Annotated in this window: 24 protein-coding genes; 16 read left to right on the plus strand and 8 right to left on the minus strand. The window is 69.1% G+C overall.

Going from position 1 to position 25595, the window contains the following annotated elements; all coding sequences use genetic code 11:
- Window positions 1–46: 46 nt before the first annotated feature.
- From VSR71_RS07425 to VSR71_RS07455, 7 genes are all read left to right on the plus strand, one after another.
- The gene (locus tag VSR71_RS07425) at window positions 47–1681 is read left to right on the plus strand and encodes an ABC transporter substrate-binding protein (RefSeq protein WP_342913262.1); all 1635 of its coding nucleotides are present in this window, start codon (window positions 47–49) and stop codon (window positions 1679–1681) included.
- A 28-nt stretch (window positions 1682–1709) separates the two neighbouring features.
- Window positions 1710–2681: an ABC transporter permease gene (locus VSR71_RS07430; RefSeq protein WP_342913263.1), complete on the plus strand. Its 972-nt coding sequence runs from the start codon at window positions 1710–1712 to the stop codon at window positions 2679–2681.
- Window positions 2682–2733: 52 nt separating this feature from the next.
- On the plus strand, window positions 2734–3693 hold the full coding sequence (locus VSR71_RS07435; RefSeq protein WP_342913264.1) for an ABC transporter permease: 960 nt from the start codon (window positions 2734–2736) through the stop codon (window positions 3691–3693).
- A 15-nt stretch (window positions 3694–3708) separates the two neighbouring features.
- Window positions 3709–4677, plus strand: coding sequence for an ABC transporter ATP-binding protein (locus tag VSR71_RS07440; RefSeq protein WP_342913265.1), 969 nt, complete (start codon window positions 3709–3711; stop codon window positions 4675–4677).
- A complete protein-coding gene (locus VSR71_RS07445; protein WP_342913266.1) occupies window positions 4674–5633 on the plus strand; it encodes an oligopeptide/dipeptide ABC transporter ATP-binding protein in 960 nt (319 codons plus the stop codon). Before VSR71_RS07440 ends, VSR71_RS07445 begins: the two co-directional genes overlap by 4 nt.
- A gap of 168 nt (window positions 5634–5801) precedes the next feature.
- Entirely contained in the window at window positions 5802–6842 is a 1041-nt protein-coding gene (locus VSR71_RS07450; RefSeq protein WP_342913267.1) for a porin, read from the plus strand.
- A gap of 2 nt (window positions 6843–6844) precedes the next feature.
- Entirely contained in the window at window positions 6845–7711 is an 867-nt protein-coding gene (locus VSR71_RS07455) for an N-formylglutamate amidohydrolase (protein ID WP_342913268.1), read from the plus strand.
- Window positions 7712–7717: 6 nt separating this feature from the next.
- On the opposite strand, the gene VSR71_RS07460 is transcribed toward VSR71_RS07455, so the two are convergent.
- Genes VSR71_RS07460 through wrbA form a run of 3 tightly spaced genes read right to left on the minus strand, consistent with a single transcriptional unit; the run spans window position 7718 to window position 10174 of the window.
- On the minus strand, window positions 7718–9136 hold the full coding sequence (locus tag VSR71_RS07460; RefSeq protein ID WP_342913269.1) for an FAD-binding oxidoreductase: 1419 nt from the start codon (window positions 9134–9136) through the stop codon (window positions 7718–7720).
- A 31-nt stretch (window positions 9137–9167) separates the two neighbouring features.
- On the minus strand, window positions 9168–9575 hold the full coding sequence (locus VSR71_RS07465; protein ID WP_342913270.1) for a DUF2069 domain-containing protein: 408 nt from the start codon (window positions 9573–9575) through the stop codon (window positions 9168–9170).
- On the minus strand, window positions 9572–10174 hold the full coding sequence (gene wrbA, locus VSR71_RS07470; RefSeq protein ID WP_342913271.1) for an NAD(P)H:quinone oxidoreductase: 603 nt from the start codon (window positions 10172–10174) through the stop codon (window positions 9572–9574). The genes VSR71_RS07465 and wrbA overlap by 4 nt, the downstream gene beginning before the upstream one ends.
- 186 nt (window positions 10175–10360) lie before the next feature.
- Between wrbA and VSR71_RS07475 the strand changes: the two genes are divergently transcribed.
- On the plus strand, window positions 10361–11701 hold the full coding sequence (locus tag VSR71_RS07475) for a YihY family inner membrane protein (protein ID WP_342913272.1): 1341 nt from the start codon (window positions 10361–10363) through the stop codon (window positions 11699–11701).
- A 27-nt stretch (window positions 11702–11728) separates the two neighbouring features.
- Here VSR71_RS07475 and VSR71_RS07480 read toward each other — a convergent pair whose 3' ends face one another.
- The 3 genes from VSR71_RS07480 to VSR71_RS07490 all read right to left on the minus strand — a co-directional run bounded on the left by VSR71_RS07480 (window position 11729) and on the right by VSR71_RS07490 (window position 14277).
- Window positions 11729–12046: an Mpo1-like protein gene (locus tag VSR71_RS07480; RefSeq protein WP_342913273.1), complete on the minus strand. Its 318-nt coding sequence runs from the start codon at window positions 12044–12046 to the stop codon at window positions 11729–11731.
- Window positions 12047–12145: 99 nt separating this feature from the next.
- Window positions 12146–12970 (minus strand): alpha/beta hydrolase, encoded by an 825-nt coding sequence (locus VSR71_RS07485; RefSeq protein ID WP_342913274.1) that lies wholly within the window; start codon window positions 12968–12970, stop codon window positions 12146–12148.
- Window positions 12970–14277 (minus strand): O-acetylhomoserine aminocarboxypropyltransferase, encoded by a 1308-nt coding sequence (locus VSR71_RS07490; RefSeq protein WP_342913275.1) that lies wholly within the window; start codon window positions 14275–14277, stop codon window positions 12970–12972. The genes VSR71_RS07485 and VSR71_RS07490 overlap by 1 nt, the downstream gene beginning before the upstream one ends.
- Before the next feature lie 237 nt (window positions 14278–14514).
- Between VSR71_RS07490 and VSR71_RS07495 the strand changes: the two genes are divergently transcribed.
- From VSR71_RS07495 to VSR71_RS07515, 5 genes are all read left to right on the plus strand, one after another.
- On the plus strand, window positions 14515–14958 hold the full coding sequence (locus VSR71_RS07495; protein ID WP_133097465.1) for a CBS domain-containing protein: 444 nt from the start codon (window positions 14515–14517) through the stop codon (window positions 14956–14958).
- 183 nt (window positions 14959–15141) lie between these two features.
- Window positions 15142–17040 carry an MFS transporter gene (locus VSR71_RS07500; RefSeq protein WP_342913276.1) on the plus strand — a complete coding sequence of 633 codons (1899 nt, stop codon included), beginning with the start codon at window positions 15142–15144 and terminating at the stop codon, window positions 17038–17040.
- A 33-nt stretch (window positions 17041–17073) separates the two neighbouring features.
- Complete coding sequence (locus VSR71_RS07505; RefSeq protein ID WP_342913277.1) at window positions 17074–17778, plus strand: glutathione S-transferase C-terminal domain-containing protein; 705 nt, start codon at window positions 17074–17076, stop codon at window positions 17776–17778.
- Between the two features lie 107 nt (window positions 17779–17885).
- A complete protein-coding gene (aroC, locus tag VSR71_RS07510) occupies window positions 17886–18995 on the plus strand; it encodes a chorismate synthase (RefSeq protein ID WP_342913278.1) in 1110 nt (369 codons plus the stop codon).
- A gap of 1 nt (window position 18996) precedes the next feature.
- Window positions 18997–20280: an MFS transporter gene (locus VSR71_RS07515; RefSeq protein WP_342913279.1), complete on the plus strand. Its 1284-nt coding sequence runs from the start codon at window positions 18997–18999 to the stop codon at window positions 20278–20280.
- Here VSR71_RS07515 and VSR71_RS07520 read toward each other — a convergent pair.
- Together VSR71_RS07520 and VSR71_RS07525 are read right to left on the minus strand one after the other, a co-directional pair.
- Window positions 20202–21308: an NAD(P)/FAD-dependent oxidoreductase gene (locus tag VSR71_RS07520; RefSeq protein WP_342913280.1), complete on the minus strand. Its 1107-nt coding sequence runs from the start codon at window positions 21306–21308 to the stop codon at window positions 20202–20204. The two genes, VSR71_RS07515 and VSR71_RS07520, sit on opposite strands and share 79 nt — an antisense overlap.
- A 65-nt stretch (window positions 21309–21373) precedes the next feature.
- Window positions 21374–22084, minus strand: a complete 711-nt coding sequence (locus VSR71_RS07525; RefSeq protein ID WP_342913281.1) for a FadR/GntR family transcriptional regulator — start codon at window positions 22082–22084, stop codon at window positions 21374–21376.
- Window positions 22085–22328: 244 nt separating this feature from the next.
- On the opposite strand from VSR71_RS07525, the gene VSR71_RS07530 reads away from it, so the two are divergent.
- The 3 genes from VSR71_RS07530 to VSR71_RS07540 all read left to right on the plus strand — a co-directional run bounded on the left by VSR71_RS07530 (window position 22329) and on the right by VSR71_RS07540 (window position 25559).
- On the plus strand, window positions 22329–23249 hold the full coding sequence (locus VSR71_RS07530) for a flagellar brake protein (RefSeq protein WP_342913282.1): 921 nt from the start codon (window positions 22329–22331) through the stop codon (window positions 23247–23249).
- Between the two features lie 137 nt (window positions 23250–23386).
- Window positions 23387–24514, plus strand: a complete 1128-nt coding sequence (locus tag VSR71_RS07535) for a triacylglycerol lipase (protein WP_342913283.1) — start codon at window positions 23387–23389, stop codon at window positions 24512–24514.
- Complete coding sequence (locus VSR71_RS07540; RefSeq protein WP_342913284.1) at window positions 24501–25559, plus strand: lipase secretion chaperone; 1059 nt, start codon at window positions 24501–24503, stop codon at window positions 25557–25559. The genes VSR71_RS07535 and VSR71_RS07540 overlap by 14 nt, the downstream gene beginning before the upstream one ends.
- The last annotated feature ends 36 nt before the right edge of the window (window positions 25560–25595 follow it).

Genomic DNA, 25595 nt, shown 5'->3' on the forward strand with positions numbered 1-25595 from the left:
GCCCTGATGTTTTATTCTTCGATACATCGTATCGGTAAATGAAACAATGTTTCCCTCAGCGAGATTCGCCCATGCCGCGCTGGCGCTTGCCTTTGCCTTGTCCGCAGTCGCAGCGGCAAGCCGCCCGGCGCATGCCGCCGACCTGCGCATCGGCTATAAGGCCGAGGTCAGCGCTGCCGATCCGCACGTGCTCGACGCCGCTGGCCGCAACTTGTGGGGCCACGTGTACGAGACCCTGGTCGGCCTCGACAACGCCTTGCGCCCGGTGCCGCTGCTGGCCACCAACTGGCGCCAGCTGGACGATCACAGCTGGGAATTCCAGCTGCGCCCGGGTGTGAAGTTCAGTAATGGCGCCCCGTTCACAGCGGAGGACGCGCGCTATTCGATCGAGCGCGCGCGCAAGCTGCCCGGCGCACGCACCTTCCGCACCTACCTGAAGTCGATCGAGGCGGTCGAGGCCACGGGCCCGCTGACGCTGCGCGTGCGCACCCGCACGCCCAACCCGGTGCTGCCGCAGAACATCGGCATGGTGGCGATGCTGCCGCACGGGCTGGGGCAGGGCGTGCGCGAGGCGGACTTCGCACATGGCCAGGCGAGCATCGGCACCGGCCCGTATCGTCTGGTGGCGTGGGAGCACGGCCAGCAACTGACGCTGGCGCGCAACCCCGGCTACTGGGGCGGCGCGCAGCCGTGGGAGCGCGTGGTGTTCCAGTTCATCCCCAAGGAGCCGGCGCGGGCGTCGGCGCTGCTGTCGGGGCTGGTTGACGTGATCGATGCCTCGTCGGCCAGCATTGCCGAAGCTTTCGCGCGCACCAGTGGCCGTATCCGCACCGTGTCGGCGACGTCGTACATGCTCAACTACCTGCAGCTCGACCAGGGGCGGGCGGTGTCGCCCTACGTGCAGGATGCCGCCGGCCGGCCACTGCCCGTCAACCCGCTGCGCGATGCGCGCGTGCGCCAGGCCATCAGCATCGCAATCGACCGCGACCTGATCGCGGCGCGCGTAACCAAAGGGGATTCAGTGCCCGCCGGGCAGATGGTGCCGGCAGGTTTCTTCGGCTTTGCCCCGGGCGTTCCCGCGCCGCGCGCCGACGCCGCGGAAGTGCGCCGGCTGCTCATCGCGGCCGGCTATCCCGACGGCTTCCGCCTGACGCTGCACTGCCCGAGCGACCGCTACCTGAACGACGCCAAGACCTGCGAGGCGGTGGGCCAGATGCTGACCCGCGCCGGCATCCGCACCGAGGTGCGCACGTTGCCGTACTCGGTCTATATCACCCGTGCCACCTCGGGCGGCGAGGGCGGCAAGCCTGAGTTCAGCGCCTTCCTGCTCGGCATCGGGGCGGTCAGCGGCGATTCGCTCGAGCCGCTGGTCGCGGTGGCGCACAGGCAGGACCAGGCCGCCGGCCTGGGCGCGAACAACCGCAGCGGCTATGCCAATCCCGCGCTGGACGCGCTGGTCGAAACCTCCATGCGCACCATGGCGCCGGCGCAGCGCGAGCAGTTGCAGCGCCGCGCCGCCGAGATGCTGGCCGCCGACACCGGCATCGTGCCGCTGCACCACCTGCGCGCCGCCTGGGCCTACCGCGCCGGGCTGGCGGTGCAGCCGCGCGCTGACGGCTTTACCTACGCCGCCAATATCCGCCCCGCAGCGCCTGCGGCGGCCGCTGCGGCGCAACCCTGACGATTCACCGCTTCCTGTCCTGATCGCTATGCTCGAAACCCTGTTGAAGCGGCTGCTGCAAAGCATCGTCGTGCTGTGGCTGATGTCGGTGCTGACCTTCTGCGCCGTCAACCTGATCGGCGACCCGGTGCACCTGCTGGTCAGCCCCACCGCCACCGAGCAGGAAATGGCCGACGCGCGCCACGCGCTAGGGCTCGACCTGCCGGTGCCGCAGCAATACCTGCGCTTCATGCAGGGCGCGCTGCGCGGCGACCTGGGCGATTCCTTTATCTACAACCGTCCCGCGATCGAGCTGATCGTCAGCCGCGTGCCGGCCACGCTGGAACTGGCCGTGACCGCGCTGCTGCTGTCGCTGGGCATCGGCATCCCGATGGGCGTGTTTGCCGGGCTCAGGCCGGACAGCCGGCTGGCGCGCGCGTTGATGGCGGCCTCGCTGGGCGGCGTGATCATGCCGACGTTCTGGGTCGGCATGATCGGCATCCTGGTGTTCTCGGTGAACCTGGGCTGGCTGCCTTCGGGCGGGCGAGGGCCGGTCACCAACGTGCTCGGCATGCCGCTGTCGGTGACCAGTTGGGAAGGGATCCGCTTCCTGCTGCTGCCGGCGCTGACGCTGTCGCTGTTCAAGATCTCGCTGGTGGCGCGGCTGGCCGAGGCCGGCACGCGCGACGTGGCGGGGCAGGAGTACATCAAGTTTGCCCGTGCCAAGGGCGTGGGCGGCGCGCGGCTGGTGCTGCGCCACGTGGTGCCCAATGTGCTGATCCCGATCGTCACCGTGGTCGGGCTGGAATTCGGCCACCTGATCGCCTTCTCGGTGGTGACCGAGTCGGTGTTCTCGTGGCCGGGCATGGGCAAACTGATCATCGATTCGGTGCTGGCGCTGGACCGCCCGGTGGTGGTGGCTTACCTGCTGGTCACGCTGGTGCTGTTCGTGGTGCTGAACCTGGTGGTCGACCTGCTCTACCTGGTGCTCGATCCGCGGCTGCGCCACAAGGCGGGCTGAGCCCGGCTGCATCTAACCCCACAGAAGCCTTAGAAAAGAAGAGAACCCATCGATGTCCCTGCCCGCATCCCAACCTGACACTGCCGTACCGGCGCTGGCGGCAACCGCCGCGCCTGACGCGCCGCCGCCCATCATGCCGTCCTCCATGCGGCCCACGCTGCTGCGGCGCTTCGTCGCCAACCGCGTCGCGGCGGCGGCACTGGCGCTGCTCGTCGCTCTGCTGCTGGTGGCCGCGCTGGCCCATGTCATCAGCCCGCAGAACCCGTATGACCTGGCCTCGGTGTCGGTGATCGACTCGGAGTTGCCGCCCGGCAGCGCCGGCTATGAAGGCAACATGCACTACTGGCTCGGCACCGACGGTGCCGGCCGCGACCTGGTCAGCGCGATCTTCTACGGCATCCGTATCAGCGTGGGCGTGGGCGTGATCAGCGCGGTGGTTGCGCTGATGGTCGGCTGTGCCGTTGGCCTCGCGGCGGCTTACTTCGGCGGCGTGGTCGATGCCGCGATCATGCGCGTGGTCGACCTGCAGCTGAGCCTGCCGGCGGTGCTGGTGGCGCTGATCCTGCTGGCCGCGCTGGGACAGGGCGTGGACAAGACGCTGCTGGCGCTGGTGATCGTGCAGTGGGCCTACTTTGCGCGCACGGTGCGCGGCGCGGCGCAGGTGGAGCGGCGCAAGGAGTATGTCGAGGCGGCGCTGGGCCAGGGGCTGCCGGCGCTGCGCGTGATGTTCCGCCATATCCTGCCCAACTGCATGGCGCCGCTGGTGGTGACCGGCACGCTGCAGATCGCGCATGCCATCACGCTGGAGGCGACCATGAGCTTCCTCGGCATCGGCCTGCCGCGCACGCAGCCGTCGCTCGGCATGCTGATCGCCAACGGCTTCGAATACATGCTGTCGAACAAGTACTGGATCAGCATTTTCCCGGGCGTGGCCCTGGTCCTGCTGATCGGCTCGATCAACCTGGTGGGCGACCGCCTGCGCCGCGTGCTGAACCCGCGGCTGGACGGCTGAGGCCGGGAGACGGACATGGCACTACTGGAAGTCTCCGGGCTGAGCACCAGCTTTGCATTCGCCAGCGGTCGCAAGGAACTGAAGGCCGTCGACGACGTCTCGTTCACGCTGGAGCCGGGCGAAATCCTCGGCATCGTCGGCGAGTCCGGCTCGGGCAAGTCGGTGACGGCGTTCTCGCTGATGAACCTGCTGGACCCGCCCGGGCGCGTCACCGGCGGCTCGGTCCGCTTCAAGGGCCAGGAGCTGCTGGCGTGCTCGCCGCGCCAGTGGCAGGCGCTGCGCGGCGACCGCATCGCGATGGTGTTCCAGGACCCGATGATGTCGCTGAACCCGGTGATGCGCGTCGGCGACCAGCTGGTCGAGACCGTGCGGGTGCACCACCGCCGCACCCGCGCGCAAGCGCATGCGCAGGCGGTTGATGCGCTGGCGCGCGTGGGCATCCCGGCGCCGCGGGAACGCATGCGCGCCTATCCGCACGAGCTGTCCGGCGGCATGCGCCAGCGCGTGGCGATTGCCAATGCGCTGATCAACCGGCCCGATCTGATCATTGCCGACGAGCCCACCACGGCGCTGGACGTCACCATCCAGGCGCAGATCCTGTACGAGATGAAGCAGCTGGTGCGCGAGACCGGCGCCGCCGTGATCTGGATCAGCCATGACCTGGCCGTGGTCAAGGACCTGGTCGACCGTGTCTGCGTGATGTATGCGGGCAAGGTGGTGGAGCAGGGGCCGGTGGCCGAGCTGATCGCGCGGCCGCTGCATCCGTACACGCGCGGGCTGCTCGACTCATTGCCCACGCCTGAAATGCGCGGCGCCACGCTGCGTGCCATTCCCGGCGCCGCGCCGGCCTTGGCGGCGCTGCCGCCGGGATGCGCCTTTGCGCCACGCTGCCCGCGTGTGCGCGAGAGCTGCGGCCAGCCGCCTGCAGCAACCTCGGTGCGTGGCCGCACGCTGCGCTGCTTTTACCCATTGGAGTCGGCATGACTGTGCTGCTTGAATCCCGTCAGCTGCAGAAACGCTTTTCGCTCAAGCCCGGCCTGCTGGGCCGCATGGCCGGCAAACCGGTGCAGGCGGTGCATGCCGTCAACGAGGTCTCGCTGCAGGTGCGCAAGGGCGAGGTGCTGGGCGTGGTCGGCGAGTCCGGCTGCGGCAAGTCCACGCTGGGCCGCATGCTGGCCGGGCTGCTGCCGCAGAGCGGCGGCGAAATCGTGTGGGAAGGCCAGCGCGCCGACGTCGCATCGGCCGGCTATCACCGCGCGGTGCAGATGGTGTTCCAGAATCCCTATGCGTCGCTCAATCCCCGGCTGCGCATCGGCGAGGCCATCACCGAGGGCGCGGCTTACCAACGCCTGGTCAGCCGCGCGCGTGCCGCGGAGCTGGCCGGCGACCTGCTGCGGCAGGTCGGGCTCGACCCCAGCTACGCCGAGCGCTATCCGCACGAGTTCTCCGGCGGCCAGCGCCAGCGCGTGGCGATTGCCCGGGCGCTGGCGCTGCACCCTCGGCTGCTGATCTGCGACGAGGCCGTGTCCGCGCTCGATGTCTCGGTGCAGGCGCAGATCATCAACCTGTTCATGCAGCTGCGGCGCGAGCATGGGCTGACCTACGTCTTTATCAGCCACAACCTGGCGGTGGTGGAGCACATGTCCGACCGCGTCGCGATCATGTACCTGGGCCGCATCGTCGAGAGCGGCGATGCGCGCACGATCTTTGGCGCGCCCAACCATCCCTATACCCGCGCGCTGCTGGCCGATGCGCCGAGGCTGGGCGGCGGCGCTGCCAGCCACCAGCCGATCCGCGGCGAGTTGCCGAGTCCGCTGGCGCCGCCCACCGGCTGCGCCTTCCATCCGCGCTGCCCGCATGCCAGCGCACGCTGTGCCGCCGAAGTGCCGGTGCTGCGCGATGTCGGCGGACGCCTGTCCGCCTGCCACCTGAATGACTAGCTAGCCGCCGCACGCGGCCGCGCTCTCGCTCCGTGATTCGCGTTGCCTTCCCGCCGTGGCGGGACGGCGGGGAGCGTTCGCGTCCGCGAGCAGGAACGAGCCGGCTGCAGACGGGAAATCCAACGGGGAGATGTCATGAAACGCCAACCAGGGAAAGGGAGAAGAGCCATGATCCAACACAGACCAAACCGGCAGCACTTGCGTCGTGCCTGCCTCGGCGGCGCGCTGGCGCTGCTGTCGGCCGCGGCCGACGCATCGGTGACGCTGTACGGCCGTATCGATACCGACATCGAATACCAGAGGGGGCCGGACGGCTCGGCCACGCAGATGGTCGACAACGCGTCGCGCTGGGGCATGCGCGGCAGCGAAGACCTTGGTGGCGGCCTGAGCGCCGCATTCGGCCTGGAGCAGGGCTTTTCCGCCGACAGCGGCATGGCCACCAACCCGCAGTTCCGCAATGCCTTCGTCGGGCTGCAGGGCGGGTTTGGCGCGTTTGCGCTCGGACGGCTGGATTCCGCCACCATCGTCGGTTCGCCGATCTATTCGCAGGTGACGCAGAACATTGACTTTGCCGTCCACGATGCCGGCGCCACGGCGATCGGCACCAAGGTGCTGAACGCGCGCAACCGCGTGTCCAATGCGCTCGGCTACGTGACGCCCGACTTTGGCGGCTTTTCCATGCGGGCGCGCGTGAACCTGGCCGGCCCTGATCCGGCCACGCCCAAAGCCAGCTCGCCGGTGAAGGCGGAGGACGATTTCCGCCAGTACGATATCGGCCTGAACTATGCGGCAGGCAAGTTTGCGGCGGGCCTCGGCTACTCGCGCGATGCCAAGACCGGCGGGCTGGTCGCCAACGACTTCCGCGACAAGATGCAGGCGGTGGCGTCCTATGACTTCACCGTGGCCAACGTGTACGGGATCTACGGACGCGACCGCTACGTCGGCACCGCCACCACGCGCACCGACGTGCCGTACTGGCTGGTGGGCTTCACCGTGCCGTACGGCGCGCACAGCCTCACCATCAATTACATGGAGCGCGCGGTGCAGCGCGACCCGCAAGGCCGGCTGAAGAAAGTGCAGGCCGCCTATGGCTACCGCCTCAGCAAGCGCACCATGCCTTATGTCTTCTTCGATCGAGAGGACCCGAACTCGCACAAGGCCGGCGATACCGTGACCACGGCCGGCATCGGCATCCAGCACAAATTCTGAGCATGACGTTTCCCTATACGCTGACCGAACCGGCTGGCGCGGCGTTGCCGCTGGTGGTCGATTCTCCGCATAGCGGCCAAGCCCGCGCCGGCAGCCTGCCTGCCGCGCTGCCGCTGGCGGCCTCGCCCGAAGCCCTGCTGACAGGCTGGGACGCCTATGTCGACACGTTGTTCGCGCATGCGCCGGCCGTGGGCGGCACGCTGCTGTGCGCGGAGTTCCCGCGCTGGCTGGTGGACGTGAACCGCGCCCGCGACGATATCGACCCGGCGCTGATCGACGGCGCCATGCCGTTCGCGCTGCGCCCCAGCGACAAGGCTGGCCGCGGCATGGGCGTGCTGCGCCGGCTGGCACTGCCGGGCGTGCCTGTCTACGGCGCGCCGCTGTCCCCTGCGATGGCCGAGCAACTGCTGAAGACGTATTACGATCCCTACCACGCCGCGCTCGCCGGCGCGATGGCGGCGCACCATGCTCGCTTCGGCAAGGTGTGGCATATCGACTGCCATTCGATGAAGTCGCGCGGCAATGCCATGAACGTGGACTACGGCTCGGAGCGGCCGGACTTTGTCATCAGCAACCGCGACGGTACCACGTGCCCGGAAGCGTTTATCGAGCTGGTAGGGCAATGCCTGCGCGGCTTTGGCTACCATGTCGGCATCAACTGGCCGTACAAGGGCGCGGAACTGGTGACGGCCTATTCGGACCCGGCGCGCGGCCGCTACAGCCTGCAGATCGAGATCAACCGCGCGCTGTACCTGGACGAGGTCCGTTTCGTGCCGCATGAAGGGTTTGCCCGCCTGCGCGGCCACCTCGACCAGCTGCTCGAGCGCGTGGCCGGGCATATCCGCGCGGAGCTGGCGCGCGGCGCATGAGCGGGCTCAGAGCACCTTGCCCGGGTTCATCAGTCCAAGCGGGTCCAGCGCACCCTTGATCGCGCGCATCAGCGCCAGCTCGACCTCGTTCTTGTAGTGCTGCAGTGCCTCGCGCTTGAGCTGGCCCACGCCATGCTCGGCCGAGATCGAGCCGCAGTGCGAGCGCACGCTGTCGTGCACGACGCGGTTGACCTGGTCCTGGTTGGCAAGGAAGGCGTCATGGTCGACGCCTTCCGGCGGCGACACGTTGTAGTGCAGGTTGCCGTCGCCAAGGTGGCCGAAGGTCACCATGCGCGCGCCCGGGAAGGCGTTCTGCAGCAGCGCGTCGGTGGTCTCGATGAAGTCCGCCACGCGCGAGACCGGCACGGCGATGTCGTGCTTGATGTTCTTGCCGTCCTCGACCTGCGCCAGCGGGATATGCTCGCGCAGGTTCCAGAAGTCGCGCGACTGCTGCACCGATTCGGCCACCACGGCGTCAAGCACCACGCCGGCGTCGAAGGCGGTGTTCATCAGCGTTTCGAAGATGCCGCGCGCGTGGGCTTCGCCCTCGCTGTCGGACAGCTCCATCAGCACCAGCTGCGGGTGGATGTCGGCGAACGGGTAGCGCAGCTGGGGGTAGTGCCGTGTCACCAGCGCCATGCAGCGCGCCGACATCAGCTCGAAGCCGGTCAGCATCGCACCCGCATGCGACTGCGCGATCGCCAGCAGCGCCAGCGCGGCGCGCGGGCTCTGCACCGCGGCCAGCGCGGTGACCGAGGCGCGCGGCAGCGGGAACAGCTTCATCACGGCGGCGGTGATGATGCCGAGCGTGCCTTCGGCGCCGATATACAAGTCGCGCAGGTCATAGCCGGTATTGTCCTTGCGCAGGCCGCGCAGGCCATGCCAGGTGTCGCCCGTCGCCGTCACCACCTCCAGCCCCAGGCACAGCTCGCGCGTATTGCCATAGCGCAGCACCGCGGTGCCGCCGGCATTGGTCGACAGGTTGCCGCCGATGGTGCAGCTGCCCTCGGCCGCCAGGCTCAGCGGAAACAGCCGGCCGTGCTCGCGCGCCACGTCCTGCAGGTGCTGCAGCACCACGCCGGCTTCGACGGTGATGGTGTTGTTGAGCGGATCGACCTGGCGGATGCGGTTGAGCCGCTGCAGCGACAGCACCACCGCATCGCGCCCGGCCGCCGGCGTGGCGCCGCCGCACAGGCCGGTATTGCCGCCCTGCGGCACCACCGCCACCTCGTGCGCATGGCAGGCATGGACCGCGGCCGCGACTTCCTCGGTGGTGCCGGGACGCAGCACGGCCAGCGCCTCGCCACGATAGCGCTTGCGCCAGTCGGTCAGGTAGGGGGCCTTGTCGGCGGCCCCGGTCAGCACGTGCTGCGGGCCCAGCGCGGCGCGGCACAGGGCGAGGAAGGAGTCTTGGGACGAGGTCATGGGCGGGAATCGATTCGTGGGGAGCGCCGGCTCAGCGCTCTCGCGGCGCTGCCTTGGCGGCCGCACGGGCGCGGCGCTTGTACGGCCGCAGGTACAGGATGGTGCTGACGAAGAACACCAGCGTCAGCGCCACTTCCACCCAGGCCAGCGTCGCCGAGAAGCCGCGGTCGCTGGTGGCGCGCACGATGCCTTCGGTGAAGAACAGCAGGATCAGCATCGACGACCACTGCATGGTGTAGCGGTTGCGCGTCAGCACGCCGCGCAGGGGCAGCAGCAGCGGCACGAACTTGATGATCAGCCACGAGCCGCCAGGACGTAGCGGCGCAAGGAACCATTCCCAGGCAATGCACAGCACCATCAGCGCCACCAGGCTGCCGGCGCTGATCCGGTGCAGCCAGGGGCTGTGCAGCGCGCTGTCGCTGTCGGCGGGCGCGTTCATGCCTGCGCTCCGGACAGGCGCAGCGCGGTTTGCGCCAGGCGCCGGCCCATGGCCATCGCCAGCGCCGACTCGTCCTCGGTGACGGGGCCGCGGTTGTCGACATAGGCATGGTGGCTCGGGCCGTACGGCGTGCCGCCCGAGGTGGTTGTCATCAGGCCCTTCTCGGAATAGGGCAGGCCCATGATCAGCATGCCGTGGTGCAGCAGCGGCAGCATCATCGACAGCAGCGTGGTCTCCTGGCCGCCGTGCAGGCTGCCGGTCGCGGTGAACACGCAGGCGGGCTTGCCCGTCATCGCGCCCGACAGCCACTGGGCCACGGTGCCGTCCAGGAAGTACTTGACCGGCGCGGCCATGTTGCCGAAGCGCGTGGGGCTGCCCAGCGCCAGGCCCGCGCATTCTTCCAGGTCGCGCAGCTCGGCATAGGGCGGGCCGTCGGCGGGGATGTCGGGGGCGGTGGCCTCGCACACGGTCGAGACCGGCGGCACGGTGCGCAGGCGCGCCTGGGCGCCGGGGACGCTGTCGATGCCGCGCGCGATCAGTTCGGCGAGTTTGCGGGTGCTGCCGTGGCGGCTGTAATACAGGACGAGGATGTCGGTCATGGAGCGGAATGGCCGGCGCTGCCGGAAGGGGGCGGCGGGTGCCGCAGGCAATGCGCGTATTATAGAGGCGCCCCCGCGCGCGCTCCCCCGCGAAGCGCCGCTTCCGCATCCCGGCACTTGCCCGTCCGCTTGCCGGCCGCTGCCATCGTTCAAACCGACCCATCTTTCCAGGGAGATTGCTGACGCATGCTTGGTACCCGCGCCGCCCGTCTGCGCAGGGAATGGAACCTGCAGAAGGTCCGCGCACTGGCGCGCTATGTCGTGCGCCGCGCCGGCGAGGACCGGCTGCCGCAGGTGTCCGCGAGCCTGACCTTTACCACCGTGCTGGCCGTGGTGCCGGTGCTGACGGTCGCGTTCGCGCTGCTGGCCGCGTTCCCGGTGTTCCGCGACTTCCGCAATGCCATCGAGGCGTTCCTGTTCCAGAACCTGATTCCCGGCAACGTCAGCGAATCGATCTCGCGCTACATCGGCCAGTTCGCCAAGAGCGCGCGCGGGCTGACGGCGATGGGCCTGGGCGGGCTGATGGTGACGTCGGTGCTGACCATGCTGACGGTGGAGGACGCGCTCAACGCGATCTGGCGCGTCAAGCAGCGACGGCCGCTGGCGCAGCGGGTGCTGGTGTTCTGGGCGGTGCTGACCTTCGGCCCGGTGCTGATCGGCGCGAGCCTGTCGATCAGTTCGTACCTGATCTCGGTTTCGGCGGGCTACGTCGGCACCATGCCGGTGGGGATCGGGCTGCTGGTCAGCGCGACGCCGGTGGTGCTGTCGGCGCTGGCCTTTGCCTTCCTGTACACCGCGGTGCCCAATGCCTACGTGGAGTGGCGCGATGCCATCGTCGCCGGCGTGGTGGCCGCGATCGCGTTCGAGTTCGCCAAGCGCGGCTTCGGCTATTTCATCACGCATATCCCGGCCTATACGGCGGTCTACGGCACCTTTGCGGCGCTGCCGATCTTCCTGCTGTGGATCTACCTGAGCTGGCTGGTGACGCTGCTGGGCGCGACCATCGCCGCCAACCTGCCGGTGATCCGGCAAGGCTACTGGCGCCGCCGCACCTTTGCCGGCAGCGAGTTCTTCGATGCACTTGGCGTGCTGCTGCTGCTCTACCGCGCCCGCGACGAGGTGCCGCGCAGCGTGGGGGAACTGGACCTCGGACGCAAGTTGCGCGTGGAAGCGGATTACCTGGCGGGGCTGCTCGGCAAGCTCAAGGCCATGCACCTGGTGGGGCGGCTACAGCAGGAGCGCGGGCAGGCTCACTGGGCCTTGCTGTGCGATCCGTCGCAGGTGACGCTGCGCATGCTGCACGACCGGCTGGTGCTGAACCTGCCGCGGCTGCCGCGCACCGCGCTTGCGCAGCAACTGCGTGGAGCCGAGTCGCTCAGGTCGGTGCTGCACAATCCGCAGCTGGACCAGACGCTGGAGGCGGTCTTCAACCAGCGGCCATCCGGCCCGCCACCCGCAAGCGACGACGCCGCGCCGCAGCGGCGCACGCTGGAAGTGGTGCCGCCGGGCTGGCACGGGCAGGTGTAAAGCCCGGCAAGGGCAGGCCGCCCGCGCTCAGAACGGGATCTTGCCGCGCCAGATATCCGCGTACATGACCCAGTCGCCCATCAGGCTGTAGAGCGGATGGCGGAAGGTCGCGGGCCGGTTTTTCTCGAAGCCGAAATGGCCGACCCAGGCGAAGGCATAGCCGGCGACCACGGCGCCGAGCAGCCACCACGCATTGCCGGTCACGAGCAGCGCCACGAGGCACAGCAGCGCCACGGTCGAGCCGATGAAATGCAGCCGGCGGCAGGTGCGGTTCTGGTGCTCGCTCAGGTAGTAGGGGTAGAAGGCCGCGAAGTTCTCGAACTCGCGCGCGCGGGCGTGGGCCATGGCTGTCTCCGGCAGGTCTTGTTTTGTGCAGTGTAGACCTTCCATGCCCCTGCAGGGAGGATGGCCGCCGGCGGGGCCGGCCAGCCATCCGAGGCCGCATCAGCCGGCCGCCACCACCTTGCGCGCAAAGCCGGCCAGCGCGTCCAGCACTTCGTCCGGGCGCTCGCCCATCAGCGCGTGTCCGCACGGCACCGACACCACGCTCGCCTTTGCCATCTTTCCGGCCAGCGCCTGCGCCGCCTTGGGCGAGGTCATCATGTCCTTGCTGCCGGTGATGAACAGCGCCGGGCAGGCCACCGCGGCGGCGGCTTCCTCGCCGTGCGCATAGGCATTGCAGGCGGAGAAGTCGTTGTGGAACACATGTGCCTGCGGGTTGTTGCGCGATACGCGCTCCATCAGCCGCTGGCTGCCGCCGTGCATCCAGGCGCCGGGACCCGGCGACGAGGGCTTGTTGGCCAGGCTCGAATGCGACCAGGCGTTGACCATGGCGATGGCCTCGCTCTCGCGGTTCAGCGACGCATCGAGCAGCGCATCGGACACCTTCATCGGGTAGGCCGTGGCCAGCAGGGCGATGCCGCGAACCGCCTGCGGATGCCGCGCCGCGCATTCCAGCGCGATCAGCGAGCCCATGCTGTGCCCGAACACGAAGGCCGGCGCCTTGACGCCGGCGGCGGCCACCAGCGCCATCACCCAGTCGGCCATGGCCTCGACGGAGGCCAGCGGCGTGCCCTGGCTGCGGTTGTGGCCGGGCAGGTCCACCGCCAGCACCGAGAAGCCGTGGTTGGCGAACCAGCGCGTCTGCAGCGCCCACACGCTGTGGTCGTTCTGCGCGCCGTGGACGAACACGGCGCAGGGCAGGGCGGGATCGAAGGGTTTGCCGCCGGTATAGGCGTAGGCCGGCTGGCCTGCAAGGTTCAGTTCCATCAGGCCTGGCCTCCCTTGCTCATGGTCTTCTCGGCCGCCTTGAGGCCGCGCTTGAGGTCGTCGATCAGGTCGTCGGGGTCTTCCAGGCCGATCGACAGGCGGATCGTGCCCTCGGCGATGCCGGCCGACTGCAGCGCCGCCGCGTCCATGCGGAAGTGCGTGGTCGAGGCCGGGTGGATCACCAGCGAGCGCGCATCGCCCACGTTGGCCAGGTGCGAGAACAGCGACAGGCTTTCAATAAAGCGCTGGCCCGCCAGGCGGTTGCCCTTCAGGTTGAAGCTGAACACCGCGCCGCAGCCGCGCGGCAGCAGGCGCTTGGCCAGCTCGTAGTCGGGGTGCGATTCCAGCTCGGGGTAGGACACCGATTCCACCATCGGGTTCGAGGCCAGGAACTGCACCACCTTGCGGGTGTTGTCGACATGGCGGCTCATGCGCAGCGGCAGCGTCTCCACGCCCTGCAGCAGCTGCCACGCCGCCATCGGGTTCATGCAGGCGCCGAAGTCGCGCAGGCCTTCGCGGCGCGCGCGCAGCAGGAAGGGCGCCACCGTGCTTTCCTCGGTGAACACCATGTTGTGGAAGCCTTCATAAGGCTCGGACAACTCGGGGAAGCGGCCCGACTTCTCGAAGTCGAAGGTCCCGCCCTCGACCAGCACGCCGCCGATGGTGGTGCCATGGCCGCCGAGGAACTTGGTCGCGGAATGGTAGAGCAGGCCCGCGCCGAGATCGAACGGCCGCATCAGGTAGGGCGTGGTGAAGGTCGAATCGACCAGCAGCGGGATGCCGTGGTCCTGGCCGAGCTGCGCCAGCGTGGGGATGTCGAGCACGTCCAGGCCCGGATTGCCCAGCGTCTCGCCGAACAGCAGCCTGGTATTGGGGCGGATCGCGGCGCGCCAGGCGTCGATGTCGCGCGCCTTGACGAAGGTGGTCTCGATGCCGAAGCGGCGCAGCGTGTAGTGCAGCAGGTTGTGCGAGCCGCCGTACAGTGCCGACGACGCCACCACGTGCGAGCCGGCCCCCATCAGCGTGGCCACGGCCAGGTGCAGCGCGGCCTGGCCAGAGGCGGTGGCGATCGCGCCGGCGCCGTTCTCCAGCGCCGCGATGCGCTCTTCCAGCACGGCCACGGTCGGGTTGGAGATGCGCGAATAGACGTGGCCCGCCCGCTCCATGTTGAACAGCGACGCCGCGTGCTCGCTGTCGCGGAACACGAAAGAGGTGGTCAGGTGGATGGGGGTGGCGCGCGCCCCGGTGGCGGGGTCGGGCGCGGCGCCGGCATGCAGCGCCAGCGTATCGAAGCGGGTTCCGGACATGGTCGGTCGGGTGTGGTTGTCTCCGGCCAGCATCGTAGCATCGTGCGCACGCCCACGCTGGCCGATCACCCGCAAACCGGCCTCCTGCTTTACTTAGCCGGCTGGTTTGGGCTAGGATCGGTCGCACGGGCATCTCTGCCCGCACATCCCGGAACAGATAACGAAGCGACCGGCATCGCCCCGCGATGCGTTCGGCGCAAAATCAGCACAGCTCAGTACAAGGCAGCGGAGACCAACATGAAAGTCAGCGACATCCTCCAGATCAAGGGCAATACGCTCTACACCGTGACGCCTGACACCTCCTTGCTGCTTGCAGTCAACACCATGGCCGAGCGCGACATCGGCTCGCTGGTGGTGATGGAATACGGCGACCTGGTCGGCATGCTGACGTTCCGCGAGATCATCGAGACCCTGGCCCGCAACGGCGGCACCCTCGGTACCAGCAGCATCCGCAAGGTGATGGACGATGCGCCGCTGACCTGCACCATGGAAACCGACGTGAACGAAGTCCGCCGGATGATGCTTGAGCGTCACACCCGCTACCTGCCGGTGCTCGACAACCGCACGCTGATGGGCGTGATTTCCTTCTACGACGTCGCCAAGGCGGTGGTCGAGGACCAGAGCTTCGAGAACAAGATGCTCAAGGCCTATATCCGCGACTGGCCGGAAGAGCGGGCCTGAACGCCCGGCCTGCGCCCACCCCCGGCGGTGGGGCGGCCCATCCTGTAGCTCCCTTCGGAAAATTGTTGCGACTGGCGCCGCGCAGCCGCGTGGTGGTGGCATGATGGCGGCCGGTTTCCGGCTCCGGCAAACTTGCCGGCGTATCCATTTCCGCGGCGGCCCCAGCAGGCCGACCGGTCATCCATGAGCCAACACAGCCAGTTCCGACTGCTCGGCGCGCGCCGCTTCGCCCCGTTCTTCTGGACCCAGTTCCTGGGGGCGATGAACGACAACATCTTCAAGGTCGCCTTCACCTCGCTGGTGACCTACCACACGGCACTGTTCGAGGGCGTGGACGCGCGCAGCGCCGCCTTCCTGATCTCGGCCATCTTTATCGCGCCGTTCGTGCTGTTCTCCGCCACCAGCGGGCAGGTTGCCGACAAGATCGAGAAGTCGCGCCTGATACGGCTGGTCAAGTCGCTGGAAATCGCCATCATGGTGCTGGGCCTGGCCGGCTTTGCCTGGCATAGCGCGCCGCTGCTCTACGCCGGCACGTTCCTGATGGGGCTGCATTCGACGCTGTTCGGGCCGGTCAAGTTTGCCTACCTGCCGCAGCACCTGGATGAAAGCGAGCTGGTCGGCGGCAACGGGCTGGTCGAGATGGGCACCTTCGTCGCAATCCTGATCGGCACGCTGGTCGGCGGCGAACTGGCGGGACTGCAGCAGGGCGGCGCGGTGGTGGGGCCGCTGTATGTCGGCGCCGTGTGCGTGGCGATCGCCGTGGCAGGGCGCGTGGTGTCGGGCCGGATCCCGGTGTCGCCGGCGCCGCAGCCTGAGCTGCGCATCAACTGGAACCCGTTTTCCGAGACCTGGCGCAACCTGGTGCTGGCGCACGGCAATCGCACGGTATTCCAGAGCCTGCTCGGAATTTCGTGGCTGTGGTTCCTTGGCGCGACCTTCCTGACCTCCTTCTTCAGCTATGCCAAGGATGTGCTGGGCGGCGACCAGAACGTGGTCACGCTGCTGCTTGCGGTGTTCTCGCTGGGCATCGGCACCGGCTCGCTGCTGTGCGAGCGGCTGTCCGGGCGCCATGTCGAGGTGGGGCTGGTGCCGTTCGGCTCGATCGGCATGACGGTGTTCGCCATCGACCTGTACTTTGCCAGTCTTGGGCAGCCGCCGGCCGCGCTGACCGGCATCGGCGGCTTCCTGGCCGAGGCGCGGCACTGGCGCGTGCTGGCCGACCTGTTCCTGCTGGCGATGTTCGGCGGCTTCTACAGCGTGCCGCTGTACGCGCTGATCCAGAGCCGCAGCGCACCTACGCACCGCGCGCGCATCATCGCCGCCAATAACATCCTGAACAGCTTCTTCATGATCGCGGCGTCGCTGCTGGGCGTGGCGATGGCGATGGCCGGCTACAGCATTCCGCAGCTGTACCTGGTGGTGGGGCTGCTCAATGCGGTGGTGGCGGTCTATATCTACTCGCTGGTGCCGGAATTCCTGCTGCGCTTTATCGCCTGGATCCTGGTGCATACCTTGTACCGGCTGCGCCGCGTGAATGCCGAGCGCATTCCCGCCGACGGCGCGGCGGTGCTGGTCTGCAATCATGTCAGCTTCGCCGATGCGGTGGTGCTGATGGCATGCAGCCCGCGCCCGGTGCGCTTCGTGATGGACTACCGCATCTTCGGCGTGCCGCTGCTGTCGTGGTTCTTCCGCCAGGCCCGCGCGATCCCGATCGCGCCCGCGCACGAAAATCCGGAGATGCTCAAGCGCGCCTATGACAGCGTGGCGCAGGCGCTGCAGGAAGGGGACCTGGTCTGCATCTTCCCGGAAGGCAAGATCACCGCCACCGGCGAGATCAATCCGTTCCGCCAGGGCGTGCAGCAGATCATCCGCCGTACGCCGGTGCCGGTGGTGCCGATGGCGCTGCGCGGACTGTGGGGCAGCTTCTTCTCGCGCAAGGACGCGCCGGCGATGTCGCGGCCGTTCCGCCGCGGCTTCCTGAGCCGGCTGGAACTGGTGGTGGGCGAGCCGGTGCCGCCGGAAGCGGCCACGCCCGAGGGCCTGCAGCAGATGGTGCAGACGCTGCGCGGCGACTGGCGCTGAACGCATGTTCCCCTACGCGGAGCACGACCCACGATGATCACGCTCTATACCTTCGGCCCGGCTTTCGGGCTGCCTGACGCCAGCCCCTTCGTCACCAAGGCCGAGATGCTGCTCAAGCTCGCCGGCCTGCCATACCACGCCCGCCCCGGCAGCCTGCGGCGCGCGCCCAAGGGCAAGCTGCCGTATCTGGATGACATGGGCCGGATCGTGGCGGACTCGACCATGATTCGCTGGCATATCGAGAAGACCTACCACATCGACTTCGACGCCGGCCTGAGCCCGGCCGAGCGCGGCATCGCCTGGGCCGCCGAGAAGCTGATGGAAGACCACCTGTACTGGGCGGTGGCGCGGGTGCGGTGGCTCGACCAGGCCAATTTCGACAAGGGGCCGGCGCAGTTCTTTCGCGGCGTGCCGGCGCCGGTGCGCGGCCTGGCCGAGCGGCTGGTGCGCTACAAGGTCAGGAAGACGCTGTGGGGGCAGGGCCTGGGCCGGCACAGCGAGGAAGAACTGGTGGCGCTGGCGAGCAAAGGCGTGGCCTCGATCGCCGATATTCTGGGCGACAAGCGCTACCTGATGGGCGACAAGCCATGCGGCGCCGACGCCACGCTGTTCGCCTTTGCCGGCAGCCTGCTGTGCCCCACCTTCGACACGCCGATCCGCACCGCGGCGGAAGGGCATGCCAACCTCGTCGCCTACATGGACCGGATGCGGGCGGAGTTCTACCCCGCGGGGTTATAGCCAAAATTCGCACCGGAAAGCGCGGCAGCCTGAGCCAGCCGGGCCGCCCGAGGGCGGGCAATGGCCTTACAATGGAGGCCGTCCCCAATTCCTGTGCGGTTTCCATCATGTCCGGCAACACCCTTGGCCTGCTCTTCACTGTCACCACCTTCGGCGAATCGCACGGCCCCGCCATCGGCGCGGTGGTGGATGGCTGCCCGCCGGGCATGGCGCTGAGCGAGGCCGATATCCAGGGCGACCTGGACCGCCGCAAGCCGGGCACCTCGCGCCACGTCACCCAGCGCAAGGAACCCGACCAGGTCGAGATCCTCTCCGGCGTGTTCGAAGGCAAGACCACCGGCACGCCGATCTGCCTGCTGATCCGCAATACCGACCAGCGCAGCAAGGACTACGGCAATATCGTCGAGACCTTCCGCCCGGGCCATGCCGACTACACCTACTGGCAGAAGTACGGCATCCGCGACTATCGCGGCGGCGGCCGCTCGTCGGCGCGCCTGACCGCGCCGGTGGTGGCAGCGGCGGCGGTGGCCAAGAAGTGGTTGCGCGAGCAGTATGGCACCGAGATCCGGGGCTACATGTCGCAGCTGGGCGAGATCGCGGTGCCGTTCGCCGACTGGTCGCATGTGCCCGAGAACCCGTTCTTCGCGCCCAACGCCGACATCGTTCCCGAGCTGGAAACCTATATGGACGCGCTGCGCCGCGACGGCGATTCGGTCGGGGCGCGCATCGAGGTGGTGGCCAGCAACGTGCCGGTCGGGCTGGGCGAGCCGTTGTTCGACCGCCTCGACGCGGACATCGCGCATGCGATGATGGGCATCAACGCGGTCAAGGGCGTGGAGATCGGCGCCGGCTTCGACAGCGTGTCGCAACGCGGCAGTATCCATGGCGACGAGCTGACCGCCGAGGGCTTCCGCACCAACAATGCCGGCGGCGTGCTCGGTGGCATTTCTACCGGACAGGACGTCACCGTGTCGCTGGCGATCAAGCCGACGTCCTCGATCCGCACGCCGCGCGAGTCGATCGACAAGGCCGGCAACGCCGCCACGGTCGAGACCTTCGGCCGCCACGACCCGTGCGTCGGCATCCGCGCCACGCCGATCGCCGAGGCCATGCTGGCACTGGTGCTGATGGACCACGCGCTGCGCCACCGCGCGCAGTGCGGCGACGTCAAGACCGACACGCCGCATATTCCGGCGCAGGCCGGCCAGACGCGCTGAGTTGAGCGCCTTCCCTGGGGCTGGCGGCGCAACGGGCGCCGCGCGCCCGGACTACGCCCGCTTCGGGCTCTTCTACCTCGGCTACTACGGCTACGTCGGCGTCATCTCGCCGTACGTGAGCCTGTATTTCGCCGATCGCGGCTTCGATCCGGTGCAGATCGGCGTGCTGATGGCCAGCTTCCAGGTCAGCCGCATCGTCGGGCCCTACCTGTGGGGCTGGCTGTCCGACGTGATGCACACGCGCGTGCGCATCCTGCGCGTGAGCGCGTTCACCTCGCTGCTGGCGTTCCTGATGCTGCCCGGCGTGGGCAGCTACGGCGGCATGATGGCGATGATGCTGACGCTGAGCCTGCTCACCAGCGCGATGTCGCCGCTGGGCGATGCCCTCACCATCTCCACGCTGCGCCGCCACGGCGCCTTCGACCATAGCTATGGCCGTATCCGCATGTTCGGCTCGGTCGGCTTTATCGGCGCGGTGCTGGCCGGCGGCGCGCTGTTCGAGGCGGCCGGGATGCGCGCCTTTCCGTGGGTGGCAAGCGGCCTGCTGGCGATCCTGGCGGGCGTGGTGCTGACCATGCGCGATGCCGCCGACGACGGGCCGCGCATGCCCGCGCCGCGCGCGTTGCCGCTGCTGCGCCGGCCGGACGTGGCGTGGTTCCTGGCGTCGGCTTTCCTGATGATGTTCGCGCACGCCGCGCTGTACGTGTTCTATTCGCTGTGGCTGGAGAAGCTTGGCTACAGCAAGTTCGCCATCGGCGTGATGTGGACCATCGGCGTGGTCGCCGAGATTGTCTTCTTCTATTACCAGGGCCTGTTGTTCGCGCGCTTCGCGCTGCGCACCATCCTGGCGGGTACGTTCGTGCTGGCGGCCGTCCGCTTCGGCCTGACCGGCTACTTCGCGCAGTTCGCCTGGCTGATGGCGCTGGTGCAGGTGTTGCACGCGGCGACCTTCGCCGCGCACCACAGCGCCAGCCTGAAGCGGCTGCAGGCATGGTTCGCCGGGCCGCTGCAGGGGCGCGGGCAGGCGCTGTACACGGGCATTTCCTACGGCGTCGGCGGCACGCTCGGCGGGCTGGTGATGGGGTGGACGTGGAATGCGCTGGCGCCCGAACACACCTTCGGGCTGGCCGCCGTGGCCGCGGCGGCCGGCGCCTTCTGCGCGGCGATGAGCTTCCGCGCGGAGGGCGCGGCAGGCGGCGATGCGCTTCAGGCCAGCGCGGCGCAGACGCGCTCGGCGATCGCCAGCGACGAAGTCAGCCCCGGCGACTCGATGCCGAACAGGTGAACCAGCCCCGGCACGCCGTGCACGGCGGGGCCGTCGATGCGGAAGTCCGCCGCCAGCTCGTGCGGGCCGCTGATCTTCGGGCGGATGCCGGCATAGCCCGGCTGCAGCGCGCCGTCGGCCAGTCCCGGCCAGTAGCGGCGTACCTCGTCATAGAAGCTGTCGGCATCGGCCGGGTCGACGCTGTACTCGATATCGTCGATCCAGCGCACGTTGGGGCCGAAGCGCGCCTGGCCGCCGAGGTCCAGCGTCAGGTGCACGCCCAGGCCGGCGGCTTCGGGCACCGGGTAGATCAGCCGTGAGAACGGCGCGCGCCCGGCCAGCGTGAAATAGCAGCCCTTGGCGTAGTACTGCGGCGGGATATGGGCCTGCGGCATGCCGTCGAGGCGGCGCGCCAGTTCCGGCGCGGTCAGGCCGGCCGAGTTCACCACCGTGCGCGCCAGCAGTGTGGTGGCGCTGCCATCCTCGCTGCCCACTTCCAGCCGGATCCCGTCCGCCGTGATCGCGCCGCCCAGCACCGGCGACTGCACCGCCAGCATTGCACCCGCGTTTTCGGCATCGCCCAGCAGCGCGGTCATCAGGCCGTGGCTGTCGACGATGCCGGTGGAGGGCGACAGCAGCGCGGCATGGCATTGCAGCTGCGGCTCCAGCGCCTGCGCTTCGTCGCGCGAGAGCAGCCGCAGGTCGTCGACGCCGTTGGCCGCCGCCTTGGCGCGGATGCCGTCGAGCGTGGCCACCTGCGCCGCGCTGGTGGCGACGATCAGCTTGCCGCAGCGCTGGTGCGCCACGTGGTGCGTGGCGCAGTAGTCGTACAGCATGGCCTTGCCGCGTACGCACAACTCTGCCTTCAGCGAACCGGCGGGATAGTAGATGCCGGCGTGGATGACTTCGCTGTTGCGCGCGCTGGTGATGGTGCCGAAGGCGTTCTCGGCTTCCAGGATGATCACCTCGCGGCCCTGCAGCGCAAGGGCGCGCGCGGCTGCCAGTCCTACGACACCGGCGCCGATGACGACGCAGTCCACCTTTTCCATGCTCGTTTCCTTGTTGCTGTGGTTTGCTGTGGTTTGTTGCAGTGCTGGTTGCTGTGTGGCGGGACTCAGACCGCCAGGCCCAGCCGCGCGGCCGCCGCGGACAGGTGCCGCTGCGCGGCCTCGCGCGCCGCCGTGGCATTGCCGGCGGCGATCGCGTCGGCCAGCGCCGTGTGCTCGGTGTCGGCGGCGCGCGGGGCGCCGGTGGCGGCGCCGAGCCGCGCGGTGTTCTCCCACGCGCGCTGGCGTGCCGCCAGCATCTGCTGGCTGACGAAATCGGTCAGGCCGGTGAAGCAGGGGTTGTGCGCGGCTTCGGCGATGGCGTGGTGGAACGCCATGTCGGCGGCGGCTGCGCTGGCCATGTCGCCATGGCCGTCGGCCTGCGCCTGCATGGCAGCGAGCGCGGCGCGGATCGCGTCGACATCGGCCGTGGTGCGGCGCTCGGCCGCCATCTCGGCGCAGGCGGTTTCGACCACGCGGCGCAACTCGAAAAGCTGCGCCAGCGTGGGGCCGCCATCCGGCGCGCTCGCCACGCGCCAGGCCTGGCCGCCGGGAGTGTCCGAAACATAGGCGCCAGAGCCCTTGCGCGTGACCAGCACGCCGTCGGCTTTGAGCTGGGCGATGGCTTCGCGCACGATCGGCCGGCTCACGCCGAAGGTGTCGGCCAGGCTTGCTTCGGCGGGCAGGCGTGCGCCCGCGGCGTAGCGGCCGGCGAGGATGTCGTCGTGCAGGGACTGGGCAATGCGACTGGCCAGCGAGGCCGGGCGGTGCAGGGTCATGGGTATATATGTCAGGCTGTCAGACAGCTTTGTGCGATTGTGGTGCTGAAGTTGTCCCGCGTCAAGTTTTCCGCAAATGTCCGGTGCTACACATGGCGACCTAGCCCCGTCGGTATTCGCTCAACTTCTGCGGCCCGCGGCCGATAGAACCCGGATACAGGTGGCGGATACTGCCCGGCAGCTCCGCCGTGGGTTTGCCATGCACCGCGCGCGGCGACAAACGCGGGGCCCTTTGCAAACAGCCATGATCCAGCTCACTCCCAACGATCTCCCGGTCGGACACCCGCTGCCCTGGTCACTGCTCGACGGCGACGGCAATCTGGTGCTCGGCAGCGGCAGCGTCATCCCCGATGCGCGCGACCTTGCGCTGGTGTTCCGGCACGGCGTGCTCTGCCGTGCCGGCAATGGCAGCGACAGTGGCGACAGCGACTACGGCAGCGATGCCGATGCCGATGCCGGCACTCGCTCGATGCCCGGTCCGCTCGGCCTGCAGGTCGGCACGCTGCTCCACATCAAGCATGAAGGCGAGTCCGCACGCGCCGCCGCCAGCCGCCTGATCGGCTTTATCGAGCAGGGGCTGTTCGTGACCTGGCCGCAGCTGGGCGGGCGCGACCTGCCGCTGCAGGCGGGCGACACTGTGCTGCTGCGCGGCTTCTCCGGACAGGCGATCCACAGCTTTACCTCGACCATCACCGCCGTCTGCCGCAGTCCGTTTCGCTACCTGGTGCTGTCGGCGCCGGCCAACCTGCACGCGACCCCGGTCCGCAAGGCGGCGCGGGTGCCGACGCGGCTGGCGGCATACCTGACCGAGCCCCCGGAAGACGACGACGGCGATCATGGCGTGTGCGGCGCGGTGCGGGCAGGCACGGCGCGGCTGGCGCTGCTGTCCGACCTCAGCACCGGCGGCGCGCTGGTGCAGACCACGGCGCCGTCGCCCGCGCCGGGCAGCCGCGTGCGGCTGCGTTTCCAGCTCCGGGCCGCGTCGTTCGACAGCGAGGTCATCGTCGACGGCTGGGTCAGGGCGGCACCCGGCGCGGTCGGCCAGGACGATGGCGATTTCCCTGCCTTCGGCGTGGCCTTCGACCTGCTGGCAGAGCGCGAGATGGCGCTGCTGCAGTGCTACATCTACGAACAGCTGCTGTCCACGACGCGCCTGCCGCTGTAGCCGTTCCGCTGTAGCCGGCGGGAACAAGTCTGTGTTGCGGGCGTTTGGAGGGTTTCCGCTAATGTTTTGATTGTCTTCATCCGGTGGGGCGCATTTACTGCTTCCAGCAAAAAAACAACCACCACCGAGGAGACAAGATGCAGCACAGCGGACCCCGTGGCTACGGCCACGCGTGCGGGCGCAGCCTGCGCGCAGCATTCCTGACGATGGCGCGCCGCGCTGCCGGCGCCGCCGCGGCGCTTGCCATGGCGGCGGCCATCGCCTGGCCCGCCACGGCCAAGGCCGCGCTCACGGCCGCGACCGTGGCCGGGTATGCCAGCACCCGATACCCGATCGTGCTGGTCCACGGCCTGACCGGCGCGGCGAAGATGGGCGGCGTGCTCGATTACTGGTACGGCATCCCCGAACTGCTGCGTGCCAACGGCGCGCGTGTCTACGTGGCCACGGTGCCGTCGTTCAACAGCGATGCCGAACGCGCGCTGGCGCTGCAGGCCTATGTGCGCGCGGTCAAGCTGGAAACCGGTGCCGACAAGGTCAACCTGATCGGCCACAGCCAGGGCGGCCCGACCTCGCGCATGCTGGCCGCGATGTCGCCGCAGGACGTCGCCTCGGTCACAACCATCGGCAGCCCGCATCGCGGCAGCCAGGTCGCCGACACCGTGCTGGACCTGATCAACGGCGTGCAAGGCATTCCGGTCGCCGGCCCGGTGCTGGTCGGCATCATCCAGGGCGTGTTCGATACCATCGGCTGGTTCAACGGGATCGGCAACGGCCAGGCGCTGGACCAGGATGCGCTGGCCTCGCTGAAGATCCTGACCACGCAGGGTGCTGCCGAGCAGAATGCCCGTCTCGACGCCACGCTGGCGCCGGGCGCGCAGTCCGCGCTCGGCCCGGATTGCGCCACGCCCGGCGCCGCGTTCGAGCAGCGCCAGGCGCGCGATGCCGCGGGCAATCTCGTCACCCACACACAGGCAGCGTATTCGTGGACCGGGCAGGGCGGGCCGGTCAGCCTGCTGCGCTCCAACCTGCTGGACCCGACCACGCTGCCGATGGCGGCCTCGGCCGGCATCATGGACCTGAAGGGCGCCGGCCCCAACGACGGGCTGGTGTCGGTGTGCAGCAGCAAGTGGGGGCGGGTACTGGCCACCGGCTACTACTGGAACCACCTGGACGAGGTCAACCAGATGGCCGGCCTGTACCAGGATGTCGATCCGCGCACGGTGATCCTCAATCACGCCAACCGCCTGCGTAATGACCAGCTCTGAGCGCAGCACGCGGACATGGCTGGCATTGCTGCCGGCCATACCCGCGGCGGTGGCGGTGTACTGGGCGACGATGCCGGCTGCGCCGGTGGCCGCGAAGCGGGCAGCGCCGGAAGCGGACGCAGGGCCATCGCTGGCCGCCGCGGCAACGCCAGGCCCTGCCCAGGGGCGTGCCATTGCCGTGATGCCGTCGCTGGCGGGCACCGATGTGCCCGCCGGTCCCGAGACCGATGACAAGGGCAACGTGCGCGTGACCCGCGCGCTGCGCACCTATTTCGATTACTTCCTCAGCGCGCGCCACGATGCCGGCGCCGAGGCGCTGGACGCGCTGGTGTACGACGACATCCGCCGCCGCGTGCCGGAGCCGGCCGCGGGGCAGGCGTGGCAGCTGTGGCGGCGCTACCTTGGCTACCTTGCCGAGGTGCAGCCGCACGCCGCGCAGAAGCCCATGGGCGACCCCGCGGACGGAGCCCTGGATTCGGGGTCAATGCAGCGCTTGCGCGCCTTGCTGGCCAGCCGCAATGCGGCCCGGCAGCGACTGCTGCCGGATGTCGCGGCGATCTGGTTTGGCGACGAACAGGCCTATGACGACGCCATGCTCGGGCGCCTGGATGTTGCGGCGCAGGTGGGCTTCGACCCGGCCGAACGGGAACGCCAGCTGGCGGCACTCGATGCCGCGCTGCCCGGGCCGCTGCGCGCGGTGCGCGAAGCCGGCGCGCGGCCGCAGGCGATCGGCGACACCATCGCCGGCATGCAATCGGCCGGCCGCAGCACGCAGGAAATCGGCGCGGCGCTGGCTGCGGCATATGGCGCGGAGTTGGCGCAGCGCTACCAGCAGCAGGCGCTGGTCGAGCAGGCATGGCAGCAGCGCTATGACGACTACGCAGCCAGGCGCGCCCGGATCGAAACCTTTGCGGGCCTGTCCGCGCAGGATCGCCGGCAGCAGCTGGAAACGCTGCGCCAGCAGGCCTTCAGCAGTCCAGGCGAGGCGCTGCAGGCCGAAGTGATGGACCAGGCGATGGCCGCGCGGCGCGCCGCGCGCCAATAAAAAACGGCACCGGGAAACCGGTGCCGTTCCATGCGC

The sequence above is a fragment of the Cupriavidus oxalaticus genome, assembly GCF_038900635.1.
GTDB lineage: Bacteria > Pseudomonadota > Gammaproteobacteria > Burkholderiales > Burkholderiaceae > Cupriavidus > Cupriavidus oxalaticus_B.

What these genes read in the sequence shown, in the direction of transcription:
- VSR71_RS07505 (WP_342913277.1), top strand. Translation starts at nt 17,074, where the DNA reads ATGATCACGCTCTATACCTTCGGCCCGGCTTTCGGGCTGCCTGACGCC.
- VSR71_RS07535 (WP_342913283.1), top strand. Translation starts at nt 23,387, where the DNA reads ATGCAGCACAGCGGACCCCGTGGCTACGGCCACGCGTGCGGGCGCAGC.
- VSR71_RS07435 (WP_342913264.1), top strand. Translation starts at nt 2,734, where the DNA reads ATGTCCCTGCCCGCATCCCAACCTGACACTGCCGTACCGGCGCTGGCG.
- wrbA (WP_342913271.1), bottom strand. Translation starts at nt 10,174, where the DNA reads ATGACCGACATCCTCGTCCTGTATTACAGCCGCCACGGCAGCACCCGC.
- VSR71_RS07475 (WP_342913272.1), top strand. Translation starts at nt 10,361, where the DNA reads ATGCTTGGTACCCGCGCCGCCCGTCTGCGCAGGGAATGGAACCTGCAG.
- VSR71_RS07525 (WP_342913281.1), bottom strand. Translation starts at nt 22,084, where the DNA reads ATGACCCTGCACCGCCCGGCCTCGCTGGCCAGTCGCATTGCCCAGTCC.
- VSR71_RS07540 (WP_342913284.1), top strand. Translation starts at nt 24,501, where the DNA reads ATGACCAGCTCTGAGCGCAGCACGCGGACATGGCTGGCATTGCTGCCG.
- VSR71_RS07495 (WP_133097465.1), top strand. Translation starts at nt 14,515, where the DNA reads ATGAAAGTCAGCGACATCCTCCAGATCAAGGGCAATACGCTCTACACC.
- VSR71_RS07530 (WP_342913282.1), top strand. Translation starts at nt 22,329, where the DNA reads ATGATCCAGCTCACTCCCAACGATCTCCCGGTCGGACACCCGCTGCCC.
- VSR71_RS07440 (WP_342913265.1), top strand. Translation starts at nt 3,709, where the DNA reads ATGGCACTACTGGAAGTCTCCGGGCTGAGCACCAGCTTTGCATTCGCC.
- VSR71_RS07520 (WP_342913280.1), bottom strand. Translation starts at nt 21,308, where the DNA reads ATGGAAAAGGTGGACTGCGTCGTCATCGGCGCCGGTGTCGTAGGACTG.
- VSR71_RS07460 (WP_342913269.1), bottom strand. Translation starts at nt 9,136, where the DNA reads ATGACCTCGTCCCAAGACTCCTTCCTCGCCCTGTGCCGCGCCGCGCTG.
- VSR71_RS07425 (WP_342913262.1), top strand. Translation starts at nt 47, where the DNA reads ATGTTTCCCTCAGCGAGATTCGCCCATGCCGCGCTGGCGCTTGCCTTT.
- VSR71_RS07450 (WP_342913267.1), top strand. Translation starts at nt 5,802, where the DNA reads ATGATCCAACACAGACCAAACCGGCAGCACTTGCGTCGTGCCTGCCTC.
- VSR71_RS07480 (WP_342913273.1), bottom strand. Translation starts at nt 12,046, where the DNA reads ATGGCCCACGCCCGCGCGCGCGAGTTCGAGAACTTCGCGGCCTTCTAC.
- VSR71_RS07490 (WP_342913275.1), bottom strand. Translation starts at nt 14,277, where the DNA reads ATGTCCGGAACCCGCTTCGATACGCTGGCGCTGCATGCCGGCGCCGCG.
- VSR71_RS07485 (WP_342913274.1), bottom strand. Translation starts at nt 12,970, where the DNA reads ATGGAACTGAACCTTGCAGGCCAGCCGGCCTACGCCTATACCGGCGGC.
- aroC (WP_342913278.1), top strand. Translation starts at nt 17,886, where the DNA reads ATGTCCGGCAACACCCTTGGCCTGCTCTTCACTGTCACCACCTTCGGC.
- VSR71_RS07500 (WP_342913276.1), top strand. Translation starts at nt 15,142, where the DNA reads ATGAGCCAACACAGCCAGTTCCGACTGCTCGGCGCGCGCCGCTTCGCC.
- VSR71_RS07455 (WP_342913268.1), top strand. Translation starts at nt 6,845, where the DNA reads ATGACGTTTCCCTATACGCTGACCGAACCGGCTGGCGCGGCGTTGCCG.
- VSR71_RS07465 (WP_342913270.1), bottom strand. Translation starts at nt 9,575, where the DNA reads ATGAACGCGCCCGCCGACAGCGACAGCGCGCTGCACAGCCCCTGGCTG.
- VSR71_RS07445 (WP_342913266.1), top strand. Translation starts at nt 4,674, where the DNA reads ATGACTGTGCTGCTTGAATCCCGTCAGCTGCAGAAACGCTTTTCGCTC.
- VSR71_RS07430 (WP_342913263.1), top strand. Translation starts at nt 1,710, where the DNA reads ATGCTCGAAACCCTGTTGAAGCGGCTGCTGCAAAGCATCGTCGTGCTG.